General features: G+C 63.2%; 16 protein-coding genes. 5 read left to right on the forward strand and 11 right to left on the reverse strand.

The features are described 5' to 3' along the window. Positions 1 to 98: 98 nt before the first annotated feature. The 7 genes from NKG99_RS14930 to NKG99_RS14960 form a co-directional block, all read right to left on the reverse strand. Entirely contained in the window at positions 99 to 1,526 is a 1,428-nt protein-coding gene (locus tag NKG99_RS14930; protein WP_352868873.1) for a gamma-aminobutyraldehyde dehydrogenase, read from the reverse strand. Between the two features lie 105 nt (positions 1,527 to 1,631). Further along, a complete protein-coding gene (locus NKG99_RS14935; RefSeq protein ID WP_352868875.1) occupies positions 1,632 to 2,447 on the reverse strand; it encodes an ABC transporter permease in 816 nt (271 codons plus the stop codon). After that, on the reverse strand, positions 2,437 to 3,387 hold the full coding sequence (locus tag NKG99_RS14940) for an ABC transporter permease (RefSeq protein ID WP_352869156.1): 951 nt from the start codon (positions 3,385 to 3,387) through the stop codon (positions 2,437 to 2,439). The genes NKG99_RS14935 and NKG99_RS14940 overlap by 11 nt, the downstream gene beginning before the upstream one ends. Before the next feature lie 14 nt (positions 3,388 to 3,401). After that, positions 3,402 to 4,412: an ABC transporter ATP-binding protein gene (locus NKG99_RS14945; protein ID WP_352868881.1), complete on the reverse strand. Its 1,011-nt coding sequence runs from the start codon at positions 4,410 to 4,412 to the stop codon at positions 3,402 to 3,404. Positions 4,413 to 4,623: 211 nt separating this feature from the next. Then, on the reverse strand, positions 4,624 to 5,778 hold the full coding sequence (locus NKG99_RS14950; protein WP_352868884.1) for an ABC transporter substrate-binding protein: 1,155 nt from the start codon (positions 5,776 to 5,778) through the stop codon (positions 4,624 to 4,626). Positions 5,779 to 5,996: 218 nt separating this feature from the next. Continuing rightward, positions 5,997 to 6,908, reverse strand: coding sequence for a LysR family transcriptional regulator (locus NKG99_RS14955; RefSeq protein ID WP_352868887.1), 912 nt, complete (start codon positions 6,906 to 6,908; stop codon positions 5,997 to 5,999). 69 nt (positions 6,909 to 6,977) lie between these two features. Next, a complete protein-coding gene (locus NKG99_RS14960; RefSeq protein WP_352868889.1) occupies positions 6,978 to 7,754 on the reverse strand; it encodes a DeoR/GlpR family DNA-binding transcription regulator in 777 nt (258 codons plus the stop codon). A gap of 403 nt (positions 7,755 to 8,157) precedes the next feature. Between NKG99_RS14960 and NKG99_RS14965 the strand changes: the two genes are divergently transcribed. Then, a complete protein-coding gene (locus tag NKG99_RS14965; RefSeq protein ID WP_352868892.1) occupies positions 8,158 to 9,045 on the forward strand; it encodes a phosphotransferase in 888 nt (295 codons plus the stop codon). Then, positions 9,042 to 11,495 (forward strand): GcvT family protein, encoded by a 2,454-nt coding sequence (locus tag NKG99_RS14970; protein ID WP_352868894.1) that lies wholly within the window; start codon positions 9,042 to 9,044, stop codon positions 11,493 to 11,495. Before NKG99_RS14965 ends, NKG99_RS14970 begins: the two co-directional genes overlap by 4 nt. Here the strand turns inward: NKG99_RS14970 and NKG99_RS14975 are convergent. After that, positions 11,492 to 12,124, reverse strand: coding sequence for a class I SAM-dependent DNA methyltransferase (locus tag NKG99_RS14975; protein ID WP_352868896.1), 633 nt, complete (start codon positions 12,122 to 12,124; stop codon positions 11,492 to 11,494). The two genes, NKG99_RS14970 and NKG99_RS14975, sit on opposite strands and share 4 nt — an antisense overlap. Before the next feature lie 102 nt (positions 12,125 to 12,226). Between NKG99_RS14975 and NKG99_RS14980 the strand changes: the two genes are divergently transcribed. After that, positions 12,227 to 13,129: a phosphotransferase gene (locus NKG99_RS14980; protein WP_352868899.1), complete on the forward strand. Its 903-nt coding sequence runs from the start codon at positions 12,227 to 12,229 to the stop codon at positions 13,127 to 13,129. A gap of 12 nt (positions 13,130 to 13,141) precedes the next feature. Here NKG99_RS14980 and NKG99_RS14985 read toward each other — a convergent pair whose 3' ends face one another. Then, on the reverse strand, positions 13,142 to 14,065 hold the full coding sequence (locus NKG99_RS14985) for a DMT family transporter (protein ID WP_352868902.1): 924 nt from the start codon (positions 14,063 to 14,065) through the stop codon (positions 13,142 to 13,144). A gap of 107 nt (positions 14,066 to 14,172) precedes the next feature. Further along, positions 14,173 to 15,453, reverse strand: coding sequence for an amidohydrolase family protein (locus tag NKG99_RS14990; RefSeq protein WP_352868905.1), 1,281 nt, complete (start codon positions 15,451 to 15,453; stop codon positions 14,173 to 14,175). Between the two features lie 169 nt (positions 15,454 to 15,622). On the opposite strand from NKG99_RS14990, the gene NKG99_RS14995 reads away from it, so the two are divergent. Further along, a complete protein-coding gene (locus NKG99_RS14995; protein ID WP_352868907.1) occupies positions 15,623 to 17,377 on the forward strand; it encodes an ABC transporter ATP-binding protein in 1,755 nt (584 codons plus the stop codon). Between the two features lie 135 nt (positions 17,378 to 17,512). Here NKG99_RS14995 and ilvD read toward each other — a convergent pair whose 3' ends face one another. Further along, complete coding sequence (gene ilvD, locus NKG99_RS15000) at positions 17,513 to 19,357, reverse strand: dihydroxy-acid dehydratase (RefSeq protein ID WP_352868909.1); 1,845 nt, start codon at positions 19,355 to 19,357, stop codon at positions 17,513 to 17,515. A 268-nt stretch (positions 19,358 to 19,625) separates the two neighbouring features. Here ilvD and NKG99_RS15005 point away from each other — a divergent pair, with 268 nt between their 5' ends. Next, positions 19,626 to 20,096 (forward strand): VOC family protein, encoded by a 471-nt coding sequence (locus tag NKG99_RS15005; protein WP_352868912.1) that lies wholly within the window; start codon positions 19,626 to 19,628, stop codon positions 20,094 to 20,096. Positions 20,097 to 20,142: the final 46 nt, after the last annotated feature.

Here is a 20,142-nt window from a genome sequence, read left to right on the forward strand (position 1 = left end):
CGGACAAACCCCGTTTTACGGGGCATGCACATGCGGCATTTCGATTCACTCAAAACTTTCCCCGGACAGCCCTGCGTAAACGGGGAGAAGGGAAGGCGCTAGCTATGCGCAACCATCACGTGGCGGACGGCGGTGTAATCCTCCAGCGCGTAGAGCGACATGTCCTTGCCGTAGCCGGACTGTTTCAGTCCGCCATGCGGCATCTCGTTGGTCAGCATGAAATGGGTGTTGATCCAGGTGCAGCCGTACTGGAGACGTGCGGCCGTCGCCATGGCGCGCGACACGTCCTTGGTCCACACAGACGACGCCAGGCCGTAGTCGCTGTCATTGGCCCAGTTCACCGCCTCGTCGACTTCCGAAAAACGGGTGATCGAGACGACTGGCCCGAACACCTCGCGCCGCACGATCTCGTCTTCCTGCAGGGCGCCGGCGACCACGGTCGGCTGGTAATAGAAACCAGAGCCCTCGCCCGGTTTGCCACCGGTGGTGATCTCGATGTGCTTCAGTTCCGAGGCGCGCTCGACGAAGCTCGAGACACGGTCACGCTGGCGGCGCGAGATCAGCGGCCCGATCTCGTTTTCGGTGTCGTCTGGACGGTTGTACTTGATGGTCGAGACAGCCGACGAGAGATCGGCGACGAGCTTGTCGTAGATCTTCTTGCCGGCATAGATGCGGCAGGCGGCGGTGCAGTCCTGGCCGGCATTGTAGTAGCCGAAGGCACGCAAGCCGTTGACCACCGAGCGGAGGTCGGCGTCGTCGAAGACGATGACCGGAGCCTTGCCGCCGAGCTCGAGATGCGTGCGCTTGACCGACTTGGCGGCCGCCTGCAGTACCTTCTTGCCGGTGGCGACATCGCCGGTGATCGAGATCATGTTGACCTTCGGATGGTTGATCAGCGTGTTGCCGACGCTGTCGCCGCGGCCGAGCACGACATTGACGACGCCCTCGGGCAGGATTTCGGCAAGTATCTTCGCCAGCTTCAGCGCCGTCAGCGGTGTCTGCTCGGACGGCTTGAAGACGACGGTGTTGCCGCCGGCGATGGCCGGCGCCAGCTTCCAGGCCATCATCATCAGCGGGTAGTTCCACGGCGCGATGGAAGCGACGATGCCGATGGCGTCACGGCGGACCATCGATGTGTGGCCTGGAATGTATTCGCCGGCAACGACGCCCGGCATCGAGCGCACGGCGCCGGCAAAGAAGCGGTAGCAGTCGACGATGGCCGGAATCTCATCGTTGAGCACAGCATTGATCGGCTTGCCGCAGTTCAGCGCCTCAAGCGTGGCGAACTCTTTTGCGTCGGCCTCGATGCGGTCGGCGATCTTCAGGAGATAGCCCGAGCGCTGCGCCGGCGTGGTGCGCGACCACAAGACGAACGCCTTTTCGGCCGCCAGCACCGCCGCCTCGATCTGCGCCTGGCTGGCTTCGGGCAGGTTGAGGATGGTCGCCCCGGTCTTCGGATTGAGGATCGGTTCCTCGGTTTCGGTGCCCTTCTCGAATTTCGAGCCGATCAGCATCTGGGTGTCCATAAGGTTTCTCCCTTAACAGGAGCGAGTAGCGAGTAGCGAATAGCGAGTAGGGTTTGACCGTCGAAATTCCCTATTCGCTATTCGCTACTCCCTATTCGCTGTTTTTCATTTCCCGCTTCCAGCGATCTGGTCGCCGTCGCGGGTGAGGTAATAGGCGGCAAGGATCGGCAGCAGCGTCACCAGCACCACGACCATGGCGACGACATTGGTGACCGGGCGCTGGCGCGGACGGATCAGCTCTTCCAGCATCCAGATCGGCAGCGTCTGCTGCTGGCCGGCGGTGAAGGTGGTGACGATGACCTCATCGAAGGACAAAGCGAAGGCCAGCATGCCGCCGGCCAGCAGCGCGGTGGCGATGTTGGGCAGCACGACATGGCGGAAGGTCTGGAAGCCGTCGGCACCAAGATCCATCGACGCCTCGATCATCGAGCCCGATGTTCGGCGAAAACGGGCGACCGCATTGTTGTAGACGACAACGACGCAGAAGGTGGCGTGGCCGAGCACGATCGTCCAGAACGAAAACGGGATGTCGGCCAGCGAAAAGGCCGAGCGCAGCGCGATGCCGGTGATGATGCCGGGCAGCGCGATCGGCAGGATGACCAGCAGCGAGATGGTTTCGCGGCCGAAGAATTTTGTCCGCGACACCGCCGCCGAACAGAGCGTGCCGAGGATCAGCGCAATCGCCGTCGAGATCACGGCTACCCTGACCGACAGCGACAGCGCCTGCCAGACATCGGGCCGGTTCCAGGTGACGGCGAACCATTGCGTCGTCAGCCCTGGCGGCGGCCAGACGAAACTCTTCTCTTCGGTGGTGAAGGCATAGACGAAGATCAGCAGGATCGGCAAATGCAGGAACAGCAACCCGCAGGCAGCGGCGATCTTCAGGCCGAGCGGAGCGGATTGGCCGCGATCAGAGCGCATCGAAGGCTCCCATGCGCTTGGCGCCCCAGAGATAGAACCCCATGATGACGATCGGCACCACTGTGAAGGCCGCGGCGAGCGGGATGTTGCCGGCGGTGCCTTGCTGCGAATAGACCGCCTGGCCGATGAACAGCCGCGAGGTGCCGATGATCTGCGGGATGATGTAGTCGCCTAATGTCAGCGAGAAGGTGAAGATCGATCCAGCGACGATACCCGGCAACGCCAGCGGGAACAGCACGTTGCGGAAGGTCTGTCCCGGCGAAGCCCCCAAATCGGACGAGGCCTCGACCAGATTGCCGGGCACCCGCTCGAGCGCCGCCTGAACGGGGAGGATCATGAAAGGCAGCCAGACATAAACGAAGACGATGAAGGTGCCGGTGAACGACACCGACAGCGAATTGCCGCCGATGACCGGCAGCGACAGCCAGGCGTCGAGCACCCACGACAGCTGCAGTTTGGCGAGCAGCCAGGTGAGGATGCCCTCCTTGGCCAGAATCAGCTTCCAGGCGTAGATCTTGACCAGGTAGCTCGACCACAGCGGCAGCATGATGCCGAGATAGAACAGCGCCTTCCAGCGGCCGCGCGCATAGCGCGCCGCGTAATAAGCGATCGGGAAAGCGATGACGGCGGAGGCCAGCGTGACCAGAGCCGCCATCGTCACCGTGCGCAGGATGATGTCGAGATTGGCGGCCTGGAACAGGTCGCCATAGGTCTTCAAGGTGAACTGGCGGTTGATGAGGCCGGAAAACTCATCGATGGAGAAAAAGCTCTGCGCCAGGAGGGCGAATAGCGAGCCGATATAGACGATGCCGAGCCACAGCACCGGCGGCACCAGCATGAGCAGCAGCAGGACCTTCGGCTTGCGCCAGAAAAGGTCCGACAGCGCGCCGCGCAAGCCGCCGCTGCCCGGCAGGATGGCGGGGGCCGTTGCACGCGGCATGGCGGCGTCGAGTCTCATGCCGGCTCGTCCATCAGATGCAGGTGCTCGCGGTTGAAGGTGAGCACGACCGCCTCGCCTTCCCTCGGCAAGGCCGTGCCGGCCGGCACGATGGCGTGCAGCCGCAGCCCGTCGGCGTCGAGCGCCAGCTTCGTCGTGGCGCCGAGATAATTGGTCGAGACGAGGCGGGCGGACACGCCTTCGCCACTTGTGACCCCGCTGGCCGCGCGGCCGACGCGAATGGATTCAGGGCGCAGGCTGCCCCAGCGATGCTGGCCGGAATAGCGCTGGACGAAATCCGGCGGCAGTACATTCGATGAGCCGACGAAATCGGCGACGAAGCGCGTCTTCGGCCGCTGATAGATATCCTCCGGCGTGCCGATCTGCATGATCTTGCCATCGTTGAAGACGGCGACGCGGTCGGCCATCGACAGCGCCTCGCCCTGGTCGTGCGTGACGAAGACGAAGGTGATGCCAAGGGCCTTCTGCAGCAACTTCAGCTCCTCTTGCATATTCTCGCGCAATTTGAGGTCGAGCGCGCCAAGCGGCTCGTCGAGCAGCAGCACCTTGGGCTGGTTGACCAGCGCGCGGGCGAGCGCGACGCGCTGGCGCTGGCCGCCGGAAAGCTGGCCGGGGCGGCGGGCGCCATAGCCGGGCAGCCGCACCAGCGCCAGCGCCTCTTCCGCAGCCTTGTGCCGTTCAGCCTTGCCGGCGCCTTTGACCATCAGCCCGTAGGCGACGTTGTCGAGCACGTTCAGATGCGGGAACAGCGCATAGTCCTGGAACACGGTGTTGACGTTGCGGCGATAGGGCGGGACGCCCTCGGCGCGTTCGCCGAAGATCGAGATCGAGCCCGATGTCGGCTGCTCGAAGCCGGCGATGAGGCGCAGACAGGTGGTCTTGCCGGAACCGGACGGCCCAAGCATGGCGAAGAACTCGCCTGGCGCGATGTCGAGATCGACCGCGTCGACGGCGCGAACGCTGCCGAAATGGCGCGAGGCTTTCTGGAAGGAGACGGCGGAGGTCATGGGCTGTCAGTCTGTTGCCGGTTCAGTTCTGTCGATCACCCTCGCCTGCAAATCATGGCAGCGGATGGCGAATTTCGCGCGCCACTACACCTCCCCCTCGATGGGGGAGGCCGAGGGTTGAGGGTGGCCTCATAGGCAAAATCGTGTCCGCGCGACCCCCCACCCCGCCGCTGCGCGTCGACCCTCCCCACAAGGGGGAGGGTAAGGGCGCTTACCGCCCGCCGATGACGCCGATATAATCCGACACCCAGCGGTAGTAGGGCACGCACTTGTCGTTCTGGGTGGCGCATTTCGACACCGGCGTCTTCCAGAACTTGATCTTCTCGAAATTCTCGTAGCCGTTGGTCTTGCAGCCTTCGTCGGTCAAAAGCTCATTGCCCTTACAGGCGGCGGGCACGACGGGCAGCGAACCGAACCAGGCCGAGACATCGCCCTGCACCTTCGGCGACAGCGAGTGTTCCATCCACATATAGGCGCAGTTGGGATTGGCCGAGTCGGCTTCCATCATCGTGGTGTCGGCCCAACCGGTCGCGCCCTCCTCCGGAATGGTCGAAGCGACCGGCTTCTTGGCGGCGACCAGCGTGTTGACCTGATACGGCCACGAACCGGAAGCGACGACGCCTTCGTTCTGGAAATCGTCGACCTGGATGGCGGCATCATGCCAGTAGCGGCCGACCAGCGTGCGCTGGACGCGCAGCAGGTCGAGCGCTGCCTTGTACTGGTCCTCGTTCAGTTCATAAGGATCCTTGATGCCGAGTTCCGGTTTGTGGAACATCAGATAGTTGGCGGCATCCGCGATGTGGATCGGCCCGTCATAGGCCTGCACGCGCCCCTTGTTGGATTTGCCGTCCGGCAGCTTCATCTCTTCGAACACGACGTTCCAGCTCTTGGGAGCCTCCTTGAACACGTCGGTGTTATACATCAGGACGTTTGGTCCCCACTGGTAGGGAACGCCATAGTGGACGCCACCGACGGTGAACCACGGCGCGTCCTTGAGGCGCTCGTCGACGGTCTTCCAGCTTGGGATAAGATCGGTGTTGATCGGCTGCACCCGCTTGCCGGCAACGAGGCGCAGCGAGGCATCGCCCGAAGCGGTGACGAGGTCGAAACCACCCTCGTTCATCAGCGAGACCATCTCGTCGGAGGTGTTGGCCGTCTTGACGTTTACCTTGCAGCCGGTCTCCTTCTCGAAGGAGGTCACCCAGTCATAGCCCTTGTCGGTTTCGCCGCGCTCGATGTAGCCCGGCCAGGCCACGATGTTGACCTGGCCTTCGCCCTTGCCAAGTTCCTTGACCTGGGCGACGGCCTGGCCGGAGAAGGTCAGCGCGACCGTCAAGGCAGTACATGACTTGAGGAATGAATTCATCGTCGATCTCCCATTTTGGCGCCTGACTGCGAAAGCCGGTTTCGGTCTTCGCTAGGGGTCACGCGCGGACTGAAAAAGTCAGTTCGTCCGTTGGGCTTGATGCCGCTCTGATGGCGGCTTTGGTCCCTGAACGGAAAGTGCTTGGAAAATTCCGGTTTCGCAAATCCATTTATCAGAAGGGCGATATCGGTTTTTCCGATAGATCGGCAGCCGATTTCTCAGGGACGCTGACGGACCGTCCTTTGCGACTGTGCAAGGCCGATGAAATCGCGCGCCGCCTGCGGCAGGCCGGAGCCGCGCCGCCAGACCATGCCGACCTGCACCACGGGCAAGGAGCCCGAAATATCACGCGATTCGATGCGGTCGCCCTCCAGCGACCAGGGCCGGTAGACGAGGTCGGGCAACAGCGCCACGCCGGCGCCGGTCGCGACCAGACTGCGCACGGCTTCCACGGAACGGGTGCGGAAGGCGACATGCGGCTTGGCGCCGATTGCCGTCAGCAGCTTGCCGGTGTTTTCCTCGATCTCGTCGACGGTCAGCATGATCAGCGTTTCGGAGGCAATGTCGCCAATGCTGATGATGTCGGCGCTGGCGAGCGGATGACCGAGCGGCAGCCACAGCCGATAGGCCGAGACTTCGAGGATTTCCGACTGCAGCGCGGTGCGGTCGCGCAAATTGGAGGTGACCATGACGGCAATGTCGAGCTTGCCGCCGATCAAGAGATGCTCGAGATAATCGCCATTATCCTCGATGGCCGAGACCTCGACGCCGGGATAGGCGCGGCGGTAGCGGGCGAGCAGATCCGACAGCACATAACCGGCGACCAGCGAGGTGACGCCCAGCTGCAGCCGCCCGCCCACCACCGCCTGTTCGCCTGAGAAAGAACGGCGTGCGTCGGAGACGTCGGCGAGGATCTTGGTGGCATGGCGCAGGAACTGATGGCCCTTATGGGTGATGTTGAGGCCGCGCGGATGGCGTTCGAACAATTCGACACCGAGATCGCTTTCGAGTTCCTTGATCGCCTCGGTGACCGAAGATTGCGAGATCGAGAGGTTCTGCGCGGCACCCGACACCGTGCCTTGCTCGGCCACGGCGATGAAGAACTGCAACTGGCGAATGGTGAAAGCCATGGCCGGACTAAACACGGCGGAGGCGGCGGTGGGAAGTGCCGGCCAAATCGTCGGCATAAGTTGGCTGGATCAGAACCCGCTCTCCGCGCCGACGATGCTGAGCCGCGCGCCGGCCTGCGCCAGGGCCGCGGCTATATCGCGCGGCGGCGAGCGGTCGGTGGCGATCTCGGAAAAACTGTCGAAGCCGCAAACCTGGACCAGACCAAGGCGGCCGAACTTCGAGTGATCGGTGATGACGAGCGAACGCTGGCCGCGCGATAGTACCATGCGCGCGAATTCGGCCTCTTCCAGATCATAGTCCATGACCCCCATCACCGCATCGACGGCACCGGTGGAGATGATGGCGTGGCTGACCGAGAAGCGGCTGACGAAGTCGATAGCCGAGGCACCGAAGGCAGCGCCGGAATCGCTGCGCAATTCGCCGCCGGCCATATAAACCTTATTGCCGTTGATGGTGGCCAGCGTGCGCGCGATATCCGATGAGTTGGTGACGACCGTCAGGCGCCGATGGCCGAGCAGCTCGCGGGCCAGAAACGAGGTTGTCGTGCCGGTGTCGAGCATGATCGATTCGCCGTCGCGGATGGTGCCAGCGACCATGCGGGCAATGACGCGCTTGGCATCGGCATTCTCACGCATGCGCCGCTCGAACGGCGCTTCGCCTACCATCGACGGCAGGCCGATCGCGCCATGCATCTTGAGGACGGAGCCGTCGCCGGTGAGCGGCTTGACGTCGCGGCGCACGGTCTCGAGCGACACGCCCAGCCGGTCGGCCAGGCTGGCGATGGTGACGGTGCCTTCTTCCTGCAGCAGCCGCAGGATCTCGCCGTGGCGTTTGGATTGAGCCATTTGGTTCCCCGAACTGAGACTTTGACCGATTCTAAGGTAATTCAAGCGCTTTTAAAGGAGGTACCTTATGGTTTCGGGCAAAATACCCAAAAAAGGTCACATCTTTTTCTTGACAACCGAGCAACCCTGGCGTGAAATCAAGACAGGGTTCGGAGCTGCAACGGGAGGGTGATGGCAGAGCCGCAACTCACGCATCAGGCCGTTTGCAACGTGCCAGGCGCAACGAATTTTCAGATCCGCGGGGGCGGATGCCGGGGCTCAAAAACCTGGCCAGGGGCTCGTCGGTGCGGTGCGGGATACCGATCCTGGCATCCCGCACCGACGAGATTTTTTGCGTTTCTCCCCGCCGTCGTTGAGCTGGCCATGGCACCTTATCGAACCCCAGCAAACCAGGGATCATTCCGTGACCGCCGAAGAACGCATCCGCGCCCTGTCCTGCTGGACCGGCGGCATCGAAATCGCACCACTGCCCGGCGGTCTGAGCAACGCCAACTATGTGGTCACGGACGCGGCCGGCAAACATGTCGTGCGCTTCGGCAGGGACTATCCGTTCCACCATGTCTTTCGCGAGCGCGAGGTGATGACCGCGCGGGCGGCCCATGCCGCCGGTTTCGCACCGGCCGTCATCCATGCCGAGCTGGGCATCCTTGTGACGGAGTTTGTCGACGCCAAAACCTTTCAGGCGGAAGATGTGCGCACCAATCTTGGTCGTATCGCGGCGCTGATGCGCGCCTTCCATCGCGAGATGCCCAATCACGTCTCAGGTGCCGGCTTCATGTTCTGGGTGTTCCATGTCATCCGCGACTATGCGCGCACGCTTGAAGAAGGCGGCAGCCGCAAGCGCAGCGACTTGCCGCGCCTGCTGACCTTGGCAGACGAACTGGAGCGCGCGCAGAAATTGTTGCCGATCGTCTTTGGCCACAACGATCTGTTGCCGGCCAACATTCTCGACGATGGCAACAGGCTGTGGCTGATCGACTTCGAATATGCCGGCTTCAACACGGCGATGTTCGACCTCGCCGGCGTGGCCTCCAACGCCGGCATGAGCGACGAGGAATCCTTCGCCTTCCTGACCGCGTATTTCATGAAGGAACCGGACGAGGCAATCCGCCGCTCGCACGCGGCCATGCAATGCGCCTCGCTGCTGCGCGAGGCGATGTGGAGCATGGTGTCCGAGCTCTATCTCGACGCGCCCGGGATCGACTACGTCGCCTACACCGAGGAAAACCTGACGCGGCTCGACGCCGCGCTGGAAAACTACAGAACGAAGTACGGGACACAGAAATCATGACATTGCCGAGCCAGGCCGCCATCGTCGTCATTGGCGGCGGCATCATCGGCTGTTCGACGGCCTATCATCTGGCGCGCGACCACAAGGCCGACGTGGTGCTGCTGGAGCAGGGCAAGCTGACCTCGGGCTCGACCTGGCACGCCGCCGGCCTTGTCGGGCAGCTGCGCTCGTCGGCCTCGATCACCCGCGTGCTGAAATACTCCGTCGACCTCTACAAGGGACTTGAGGCCGAGACCGGCCTTGCCACCGGCTGGAAGATGACCGGGTGCCTCAGGCTCGCCACCAATGCCGACCGCTGGATCGAGTACAAAAGGCTGGCGACGACGGCGAAAAGCTTCGGCATGGACATGCAACTGCTGTCGGCGGCGGAGGTCAAGGCCATGTGGCCGCTCATGGAAACCGGCGATCTTGTCGGCGCTTCCTGGCTGCCGACCGACGGCCAGGCGAGCCCATCCGATATCACGCAGTCGCTGGCCAAGGGCGCGCGCATGCATGGCGCGAAACTGTTCGAGGATGTCCGCGTCACCGGCTTCGAGATGAAGGACGGCCGCATCACGGTGGTGAAGACCAGCAAGGGCGACATCGCCTGCGACAAGGTGGTCAACTGCGCCGGGCAATGGGCGCGGCAGGTCGGCGCGATGGCCGGCATCAACGTGCCGCTGCAGCCGGTGAAGCACCAGTACATCATCACCGAGAAGATCGACGGACTGGCGTCCGACGCGCCGACCATCCGTGACCCGGACCGGCGCACCTATTTCAAGGAGGAGGTCGGCGGACTGGTGATGGGCGGCTATGAGCCGAACCCGCAAGCCTGGACGACTGATCTCCCCGGGGGCGATGTGCCCAATGATTGGGAGTTCCGGCTGTTCGACGACGACTACGACCATTTCGAGCAGCACATGGTGCAAGCGATCGCGCGTGTGCCGGCGCTGGAAACCGTCGGCGTCAAGCAGATGATCAACGGGCCGGAGAGCTTTGCCCCGGACGGCAATTTCATTCTGGGCACAGCGCCCGAATGCGCCAACATGTTCGTGGGCGCCGGCTTCAATGCCTTCGGCATCGCGTCGGGCGGCGGCGCCGGCTGGGTGCTGGCGCAGTGGGTGGTCGATGGCGAGGCGCCGCTCGACCTGTGGGTGGTCGACATCAGGCGCTTTTCCGATCTGCACCGCGACCGGCAGTGGGTCCGCGACCGCACGCTGGAGGCCTACGGGAAACACTATACGATCGGCTTTCCACATGAGGAGTACCTCAGCGGGCGGCCCCGTATCGTCTCGCCGCTTTACGAGAGGCTGAAACAGCAGCGCGCCGTATTCGGCTCGAAGCTCGGCTGGGAGCGGCCGAACTGGTTCGCACCGCAAGGCGTCGAGCCGCAGGACATCTATTCGATGGGCCGGCAGAACTGGTTCGCGGCGGTCGGCGACGAGCACCGGCACGTGCGCGAAAAGGTCGGCATCTTCGATCAATCGTCCTTTGCCAAATATGAGCTGAGCGGGCCCGACGCGCTGAAGGCGCTGGACTGGATCTGCGCCAACGACGTCAGCAAGCCGGTCGGCCGGCTGACCTATACGCAGCTTCTCAACACACGCGGCGGCATCGAGGCCGACCTGACGGTGGCGCGGCTGGCCGAGGAGAAGTTCTACATCGTCACCGGCACAGGCTTCCGCACGCATGATCTGTCATGGATCAGCGATCATATCGGCGAAGGGCTCAATGCCACGCTTATCGATGTCACCGAGGATTTCGGCACACTGTCGCTGATGGGACCACGCGCACGAGATGTGCTGGCTGGCGTGACCGATGCAGACGTGTCGAACGCAAGCTTCCCGTTCGGCCATGTGCGCGAGATTGCCATCGCCGGCCACACAATTCGGGCACTGCGCGTCACCTATGTCGGCGAACTCGGCTGGGAACTGCATGTGCCGATCGCGGCCACCGGCGAAGTGTTCGACGCGTTGATGGCAGCTGGCAAGGCGCATGATATCCGCCCGGTCGGCTACCGCGCGTTGGAATCGCTGCGGCTGGAAAAAGGCTATCGCGCCTGGGGCTCCGATATCACGCCCAACGACACGCCGCAGGAAGCCGGCCTCGGCTGGGCGGTCAAGCTGCGCAAGAACACGGATTTCGTCGGACGGCAGGCGCTCGAGACGGCCAGCGGCATGGCACTTAAGAAACGCTTTGCCGGCTTCACGGTCGATGATCCGGAGATCGTGCTGCTTGGTCGCGAGACCATCCTGCGAAATGGCGAGCCGGTCGGCTATCTCACCAGTGGCGGTTATGGCTACACGGTGGGCAGGAACATCGGCTACGGCTATGTGCGCAACGCCGATGGCGTCAGCGACGATTTTCTCGCCTCGGGCGACTACGAACTGGTGGTCGCGATGGAACGAACACCGGCGAAAATCCATCTCGAGCCGATGTATGATCCGGCAGCGGAGAGAGTGAAGGCCTAATTTACGCGCAAAGCGAGACCGCGGCTGGGCACGGTGTCGGCCTCGCCCGGCATCGAAACATAAGGCCGCGTTTCCTCGACGCGGCTGACGAGGCCTTGCGTCTCGAGTTCGGCGATGCGCGCTGCAAAGCCCTGATCCCATAGCGTGTTCTTGACCGTCAGCACAATGATGCCACCCGGCCGGCAGATGCGGATCAGTTCGTTCAACCCCTCGATGCCGACATGGCCGGAGGTGAAGACGCCGGCCGAGATGATCCCGGCATAGGCGCCGTCGGCAAAGGGCAGATGACCGCCGAGAGCCAGGCAATGAAGCGCCGAGTAGACGCCCTTTCGCGCGGCTTGGGCCAGCATCCCTTCCGAGATGTCCAGTGCCTCGACCTGGGGATAGCCGGCAATGTTCAACCATTCGCCGATGAGCCCGGTGCCGGCCCCGGCGTCGAGCAGCGGGGCTGAACCGCGCGGCAGATGGCGGGCCAGCAGCGCGAGGCAGATGGTCGGATGGCGATAGCCGGCGGCCGACATGTCGGCGTCATAGGTCTGCGACCAACGGTCGTAGAGCGCCGCGACTTCTTCCGGCCGCTTGGCCGCGTAGGCCTCGGCAAGCGCGCCCTGATGTTTGCTGTCCGCCACTCTTGTCCTGTCCGCCATTCCTTGGCCCTTTTACGGATGATAGCCAAAGCACGAAAATTGTGGAACCGTCGCTGCGACAAATAACAGCGTGGGGACGCAGGCATGGTGACAGACGAAGTGCGTGCGACACTGGCCGCCATTCCCATGCTGGCCGGCTACACCGGGCCAATTGAACGGCTCGGCGGTCTCACCAATCTGGTGTTCAGGGCCGGCGACTTCTGCCTGCGCATCCCCGGCAAAGGCACCGAGGAATACATCAACCGTGCCAATGAAGCGGTAGCGGCGCGCGAGGCGGCAAAGGCAGGGGTCAGTCCGCAGGTGCTGCATGTGGACCCGGGCACCGGCGTGATGGTGACGCGCTTCATCGCCGGCGCCGAAACCATGTCGCCGGAGAAATTCAGGCTTCGGCCGGGCAGTCCGGCCCGTGCGGGCGAGGCCCTCCGCAAGCTGCACGGTTCCGGTGCAGTGTTTCCCTTCCGCTTCGAATTGTTTGCGATGATGGACGATTATCTCAAGGTGCTGTCGACCAAGGATGTCGCCCTGCCCGCCGGCTACCATGACGTGGTGCGCGAGGCCGAGACCGTGCGGTCGGCGCTCGCCGCCCATCCGCTGCCGCTCGTCGCCTGCCACTGTGACCCGCTGTGCGAGAACTTCCTCGACACCGGCGAGCGGATGTGGATCGTCGACTGGGAATATTCGGGCATGAACGACCCGCTCTGGGACCTTGGCGACCTCAGCGTGGAAGGCAAATTCGACACGGCGCAGGATGAAGAGATGATGCGCGCCTATTTCGGCGGCGAGGCCAGGCCTGCGGAGGGCGGTCGCATCGTGATCTACAAGGCGATGTGCGATCTGTTGTGGACTCTATGGGGGCTGATCCAGCTTGCCAACAACAATCCGGTCGATGATTTCCGCGCCTATGCCGATGGTCGGTTCGCGCGCTGCAAGGCACTGATGGAGACCCCCGAATTTTCAAGGCATCTGGCGGCCATACGTCAGGGCTGAGCCTGGACTAAATTAGTTCACGCCCTTCGGCACGTTTTCCGGCGGCACCGTGGTCTCTACCACTTTCTGGCGGTGGAAGATGAACAGGCCGGCGAGAACGACGATGCCCGAGCCGATCAGGATGCGCGGGCCCGGAACGTCGCCGAAGAACACCAGCCCGAAGACGACCGCCCACAGGAGCAGCGTGTAGTGCAGCGGCGCCAGTGTCGAGGCCGGAGCCAGCTTGAGCGCCCTGGTGATCATCAGATGCGCGCCGCAGGAGACAATGCCGAGCAGCAGCATGGCGCCGAAATCGAGCGCTGACGGCGTCTGCCAGGCGCTGTTGGTCAGCACACCGCCGACCAACAGCGTGCCGATGGTCTGCCATGTCACCAGATTGGTGTCGCTGGTGCCGCGCAGCCGGCGATTGAGGATGATGGCGAAGGCGAAGGAGATACTGCCGACGAGCGCGAAGCCCGATGACAGCGAGAACGCCGCCGAGGACGGTTTCAGCATGATCAGCACACCGCAGAAGCCGAGCAGGATCGCCATCCAGCGGCGCCAGCCGACCTTTTCACCAAGCAGGAGGTGCGAGAGTGCCGCAACGTAGATCGGCCCGGCCATGTAGAAACTCATGACATCGGCAAGCGGCAGATAGACGACGGCGGCATAGAAGAGCGCGGTGTCGAGCGTGGTCATGACAACGCGCAGCAGCTGCAGCTCCAGGCGCTCCATGCGGAACAGTTTGGCCGTGCCCTGATGGGCGATCATCGGGCCAAGCACGAAGAAGGCACCAATGGACCGGATCAGCACCACCTGACCGACGGAGAAGCTGGCGACCAGCCACTTGCCCATTGCGTCGTTCAGCGCAAACAGGAAGTCGCCGGCCAGCATCAGCAGAATGCCGGCCAAAAGCACGTTCCTGACTGTGGAATTCTGCGCCACGGGCTGCGACATGCCGATCCCGATTCCTCCCCATGCAAGCCGCGTCGTAGACGGAAGCGGCGGCTTTGACGAGGAGAATTCGGGCAATCGGTAAGACCAGCGCCGGGAATCGGCTGTATCTAGCTGGATATGTGCCGCCGGTTCACCATTCCCGGCCTTCCATCGATCGAAAGCCTGGTCTCCTGCTTCGTCCTCTCCGCCACCACCTTGCCCCTGGCGATGACGCACAGGCGTTCGGCGCGCAGGCGCAGGGCCTCGACCGGATTGCCGGCATCGAGGACGACAAGGCTGGCGCGCTTGCCGACCGCCAGGCCGAGATGATCGAGGCCCATGATCGACGCGTTGACATTGGTGACCATGTCGAAGCAGCGCGCCATGTCGGCCGGGCTCGACATCTGGGCGACGTGCAGCCCCATGAAGGCGACGTCGAGCATGTCGGCGGTGCCCAGCGAATACCAGGGATCGAGCACGCAATCCTGGCCCCAGCCGACGCGGATGCCGAGCGCCTGCATTTCCTTGACCCGGGTCATACCCCGGCGCTTCGGGAAGGTGTCGTGGCGGCCCTGCAGCATGATGTTGATCAGCGGGTTGGGGATGGCCGAGACACCGGCTTCGGCGATCAGCGGCAGCAGCTTCGAGACGTAGTAATTGTCCATCGAATGCATCGAGGTGAGGTGCGAGCCGGCGACCTTGCCGTGCAGCCCGAGGCGTTGCGTCTCATGGGCAAGCTGCTCGATGTGACGCGACAGCGGATCATCGGTCTCGTCGCAATGCAGGTCGACCATCAGGCCGCGCCTGGCCGCGATCTCGCACAATTCCGTTACCGAGCGCGTGCCGTCGGCCATGGTGCGCTCGAAATGCGGGATGCCGCCGACAATATCGACGCCCATGTCCAGCGCGCGGAGGGTGTTTTCCCGTGCCGTCGGCGAGCGGTAGAACCCGTCCTGCGGAAAGGCGACCAGTTGCAGATCGATGTAAGGGGCGACCGTCTTCTTGACCTCGAGCAGGGCCTCGACCGCCAGCAGGCGGTCATCGCAGACATCGACATGGGTGCGGATGGCGAGCAGGCCCATCGATACCGCCCAGTCGCAGTAGGCCAACGCGCGGTCGCGCACCGCCTCATGCGTCAAAAGCGGCTTTAGTTCCCCCCACAGCGAAATGCCTTCGAGCAGCGTGCCCGACGCGTTGATGCGCGGAATGCCGTAGGAGAGCGTCGCGTCCATATGGAAATGCGGGTCGACGAAGGGCGCGGAGACCAGATTGCCACGGGCATCGATCTCGGTTCGCGCGGCACCCTGCAGTGTGGGCTCGATCGCCGCGATCGTCTCACCGGTGATGCCGATGTCGGCTACCCTGCCATCAGGCAATGTGCCGCCGCGAACGATAAGGTCAAAATCCATCTGTCGTCATCCCGTCAAAAGAATCATCTGATGTGGCCGAGGCCGAAAATCGCATCCCGTCGATGCCGCTTGCAACAGTGGTTTGTCCGCCGCATCTGCCTATGGTTCCATCCGGCCGCAACTCCCTCTATAAGCCGCCTTCGTTGTCGCGGTTTCAAGGACCAGCCATTTGTTTCGTTTTTTCCGCTCGACGGAGAACCAGCGCCTCGTTGTGAGGCTGCTTCGGGAATCCTTCCGTCAGCATATGTTTGGCTACGGCGCCGCCGTCCTGTCGATGCTGGTGGTGGCCGGCATGACGGCTGCCAGCGCATGGATCCTGCGCGAAATCACCAATGAATTCGTGGTCGACAAAAGGATCGATCGCGTCAACATGATTGCTCTGGCGGTCGCCGCGATCTTCATCGTCAAGGGCATCGCCAATTTCGTCCAGGCCTATTTCATGAGCCGGGTCGGCAACGCCATCATCGCCGAACGGCAGCGCAAGATCTACGATCGCGTCCTGGCGCAAGGCATCGAGTTCTATCACTCGACCTCGTCATCAGACCTGATCACCCGCATGACCAACAACGCGCAAGCGGCGCGCAACGTACTCGACCTCATCGTCACGTCCTATGTGCGGGATCTGGTGACCCTGGTTGCCCTGGTGCTGGTCATGATCGTGCAACAGCCGGCGCTGTCCCTGATTTGCTTCATCGTCGGTCCCCTGGCCATCTATGGGGTCAACCGCATCCTGAAACGTGTCCGCAAGTTCGCCGCGCTTGAGTTCCGTTCGGTCGGCCAGATCGTGCAGGTGATGCAGGAAACCGCGATCGGCGTGCGCGTGGTCAAATCCTTCAACCTCGATGGCGTGATGCGCAAGCGCATGTTCAAGGCGGTGTCGGATGTCGAGAACCGGGCCAACAACATCGCCACGCTGGAAGCGATCACCAGTCCGGTGATGGAGACGCTCGCCGGGCTGGCAATCGCGGGTGCCGTCGTGGTCAGCGGCTTTATGGTGCTGGAGGGCGACCAGACACCGGGCGGCATCATGGCTTTCATCGCGGCACTGCTGCTCGCCTATGAACCGGCAAAGCGCCTTGCGCGCGTGCGCATCTCATTGGAGAGTGGCATCGTCGGCGTGCGCATGATGTTCCAACTGGCCGACGAGCCGCTGACGCTGGCCGAGAAGCCGGATGCCAAGCCGCTTTTGGCCGGACCGGGCGAGATCAGATTCGACGCCGTCAGCTTCGCCTATCAGAATGGCCCGCCGGTGCTGGACAGGTTCGACCTGACCCTTGCGCCCGGCAAGGTGACGGCGCTGGTCGGGCCTTCCGGCGGCGGCAAGTCGACTATTCTGAACCTGATCATGCGCATGTACGACCCGCGGAGCGGCAGGGTGCTGCTCGATGGCCAGGATATATCCCATGCGACGCTTGCCTCGCTGCGGGAAAAGATCGCGTATGTCAGCCAGGACACGTTCCTGTTTGCCGGCACGATCATGCACAACATCCGGCTTGGGCGCGAGGGCGCGACCGACGAAGAGGTGATCGCCGCCGCCAGGGCGGCCAACGCGCATGAGTTCATCCGCGCGCAGGCGAAAGGCTACGAGACCGAGGTAGGCGAAAACGGCGCACTGCTTTCCGGCGGCCAGCGCCAGCGGATTTCGATCGCGCGCGCCATGTTGCGCAATGCCGAAATCCTGCTCCTGGACGAAGCGACCAGCGCGCTCGACGCCGAATCGGAAGCGCTGTTCCGCGACGCGCTGCAGCAATTGACGGAAGGGCGCACGACGATCGTCATCGCGCATCGCCTGTCGACCGTGCACCAGGCCGATACGATCGTGGTGCTCGAAGCCGGCAAGGTGGTGGAAAGCGGTCCGCACAAGACCTTGCTCAGGCAAGGCGGGCTTTACCAGAAGCTGTATGAGTATCAGCTGATGCCGTGATCCTTACCCTCCCCCTTGTGGGGAGGGTCGCTGCGCAGCAGCGGGGTGGGGGCGGCGCCCCCCCCCCGCGCCGCCCCCCACCCGGACCTTCGGTCCGACCTCCCCACAAGGGGGAGGTAGGGGCCGCAGCCTAATTTACTCCGGCACGAACCTGACCGCGCCCTTGGCCGCGCTGGTCGCCATGGCGGCATAGGCGCGCAAGGCGGTCGTCACCTTGCGCTTGCGCTTTTCCTCGGGCTTCCAGGCCAGGGCGCCCTTGGCCTCCATCGCCACCCGGCGGGCCGCGATTTCCGCATCGTCGACAGCAAGGCGGATGCTGCGGTTCGGGATGTCGATCTCGATCGTATCGCCTTCCTGCACCAAGCCAATCAGCCCGCCTTCGGCGGCTTCCGGCGAAGCATGGCCGATCGACAGGCCCGACGTACCGCCGGAGAAACGGCCATCGGTGACCAGCGCGCAGGCCTTGCCCAGCCCTTTCGACTTCAGATAGCTGGTCGGGTAGAGCATTTCCTGCATGCCGGGGCCGCCGCGCGGCCCCTCATAGCGGATGACGACGACATCGCCAGCCTTGATCTCGTTGGACAGGATCGCCTTGACGCTCGAATCCTGGCTTTCGAAGACGCGCGCCGGGCCGGTGAACTTCAGGATCGATTCATCGACGCCGGCGGTTTTCACGATGCAGCCGTCGAGCGCCAGATTGCCTTTCAGCACGGCAAGGCCACCGTCCTTGGAAAAGGGGTATTCGGCCGAGCGGATGACCCCCTTTTCGCGGTCGAGATCGAGTTCGTCCCAGCGGCGATCCTGGCTGAAGGCGACCTGCGTCGGCACGCCGCCAGGGGCGGCGAGGAAGAAATCGCGCACGCTCTGGCTGGTCGTGCGGGAAATATCCCAACGATCGAGGGCTTCGGCGAGCGTTGACGTATGCACGGTCGGCAGGTCGCGATTGATCAAGCCGGCATTGTCGAGCTGGCCGAGGATCGCCATGATGCCACCGGCGCGATGAACGTCTTCCATGTGGACGTCGGACTTGGCCGGAGCCACCTTGCACAGCACCGGCACCTTGCGCGACAGCGCGTCGATGTCATCCTGATCGAAGTCGATTTCGCCCTCATGCGCGGCGGCCAGGATATGCAGCACGGTGTTGGTCGAGCCGCCCATGGCGATATCGAGCGTCATGGCGTTCTCGAAGGCGCCCTTCGAGGCGATGTTGCGCGGCAGCGCGGTTTCGTCATCCTGCTCGTAGTAGCGCTGGGCGAGATCGACGATCAGGTGGCCGGCCTCGACGAACAGACGCTTGCGGTCGGCATGCGTGGCCAGCGTCGAACCGTTGCCCGGCAGCGACAGGCCAAGCGCTTCGGTCAAACAATTCATCGAATTGGCGGTGAACATGCCCGAGCAGGAGCCGCAGGTCGGGCAGGCCGAACGCTCGATGACCTTGACGTCCTCGTCGGAGACCTTGTCGTCGGCGGCCGCGACCATCGCGTCGACCAGGTCGAGCGCCTGCGTCTTGCCGGCGAGCACCACCTTGCCGGCTTCCATCGGCCCGCCGGAAACGAAGACGGTCGGGATGTTGAGGCGCAAGCTGGCCATCAGCATGCCGGGGGTGATCTTGTCGCAATTGGAGATGCAGACCATGGCGTCGGCACAATGCGCGTTCACCATGTACTCGACGGAATCGGCGATCAGCTCGCGCGACGGCAGCGAATAGAGCATGCCGTCATGGCCCATGGCGATGCCGTCATCGACGGCGATGGTGTTGAACTCCTTGGCGACGCCGCCGGCCTTCTCGATCTCGCGCGCGACCAGCTGGCCGAGGTCCTTCAAATGGACATGGCCCGGCACGAATTGGGTGAAGGAGTTGACCACCGCGATGATCGGCTTGCCGAAATCGCTGTCCTTCATGCCGGTGGCGCGCCAGAGGCCGCGGGCGCCGGCCATGTTGCGGCCATGGGTGGTGGTGCGGGAGCGATAGGCAGGCATATTTTTTCCTTGGTGGCTGGCCGCAGCCCAGGAATGGCGCGGCGGAGCTGAATTCGGGCCGCAGGCGTTATAGACGCGCAAGTATGGTCTGGCCACAATTTTGCAATGCGCCAGATTCCCCGCAAAAAACCAGAGCTTCCGAAAAAATTGCGGCCTGCTGTCGGATTGCATGCCGTATGCCCGTCCTTGGACAAACGGCAAGATATGGCACAATTCTCGAAACCTGCCGTTTCCCTGCAACAGCAAAAGACAACCCGAGGAGCGCGACATGCAAAAGATCTCCACTTTCCTGTGGTTCGACACCCAGGCCGAGGAGGCTGTGAATTTTTATGTCTCCATCTTCAAAAATTCGAAGGTGCTGAGCACGACGCGCTGGGGCAAGAGCGGCGGCGATCGTGAAGGCCAGGTGCTGGTCATGTCGTTCGAGCTCGATGGTGTGGAATTCCAGGCGCTCAATGGCGGCCCGCAACACAAGTTCACCGAGGCGATCTCGCTCTCCGTCGACTGCAAGACGCAGGAGGAAGTGGATTATTTCTGGGACAAGCTTGTCGAAGGCGGGCAGCCGGTTGCGTGCAGCTGGCTGAAGGACAAATTCGGCCTGTCTTGGCAGATCGTGCCGGAGCAATTGCCGAAACTGCTTCGCGACCCTGATCAGGCCAGGTCCGACCGGGTGATGCAGGCAATGATGAAGATGGTCAAAATCGACATCGCCAAGATCGAGGAAGCGGCCAGGGGGTGAGAAGCGGTCCGCGTAGCGGACGAAAAGCCAATTGCTTGGCTTTTCG

Source organism: Mesorhizobium sp. M1409 (assembly GCF_040317535.1).
In the GTDB taxonomy this organism is placed as follows: Bacteria; Pseudomonadota; Alphaproteobacteria; order Rhizobiales; family Rhizobiaceae; genus Mesorhizobium.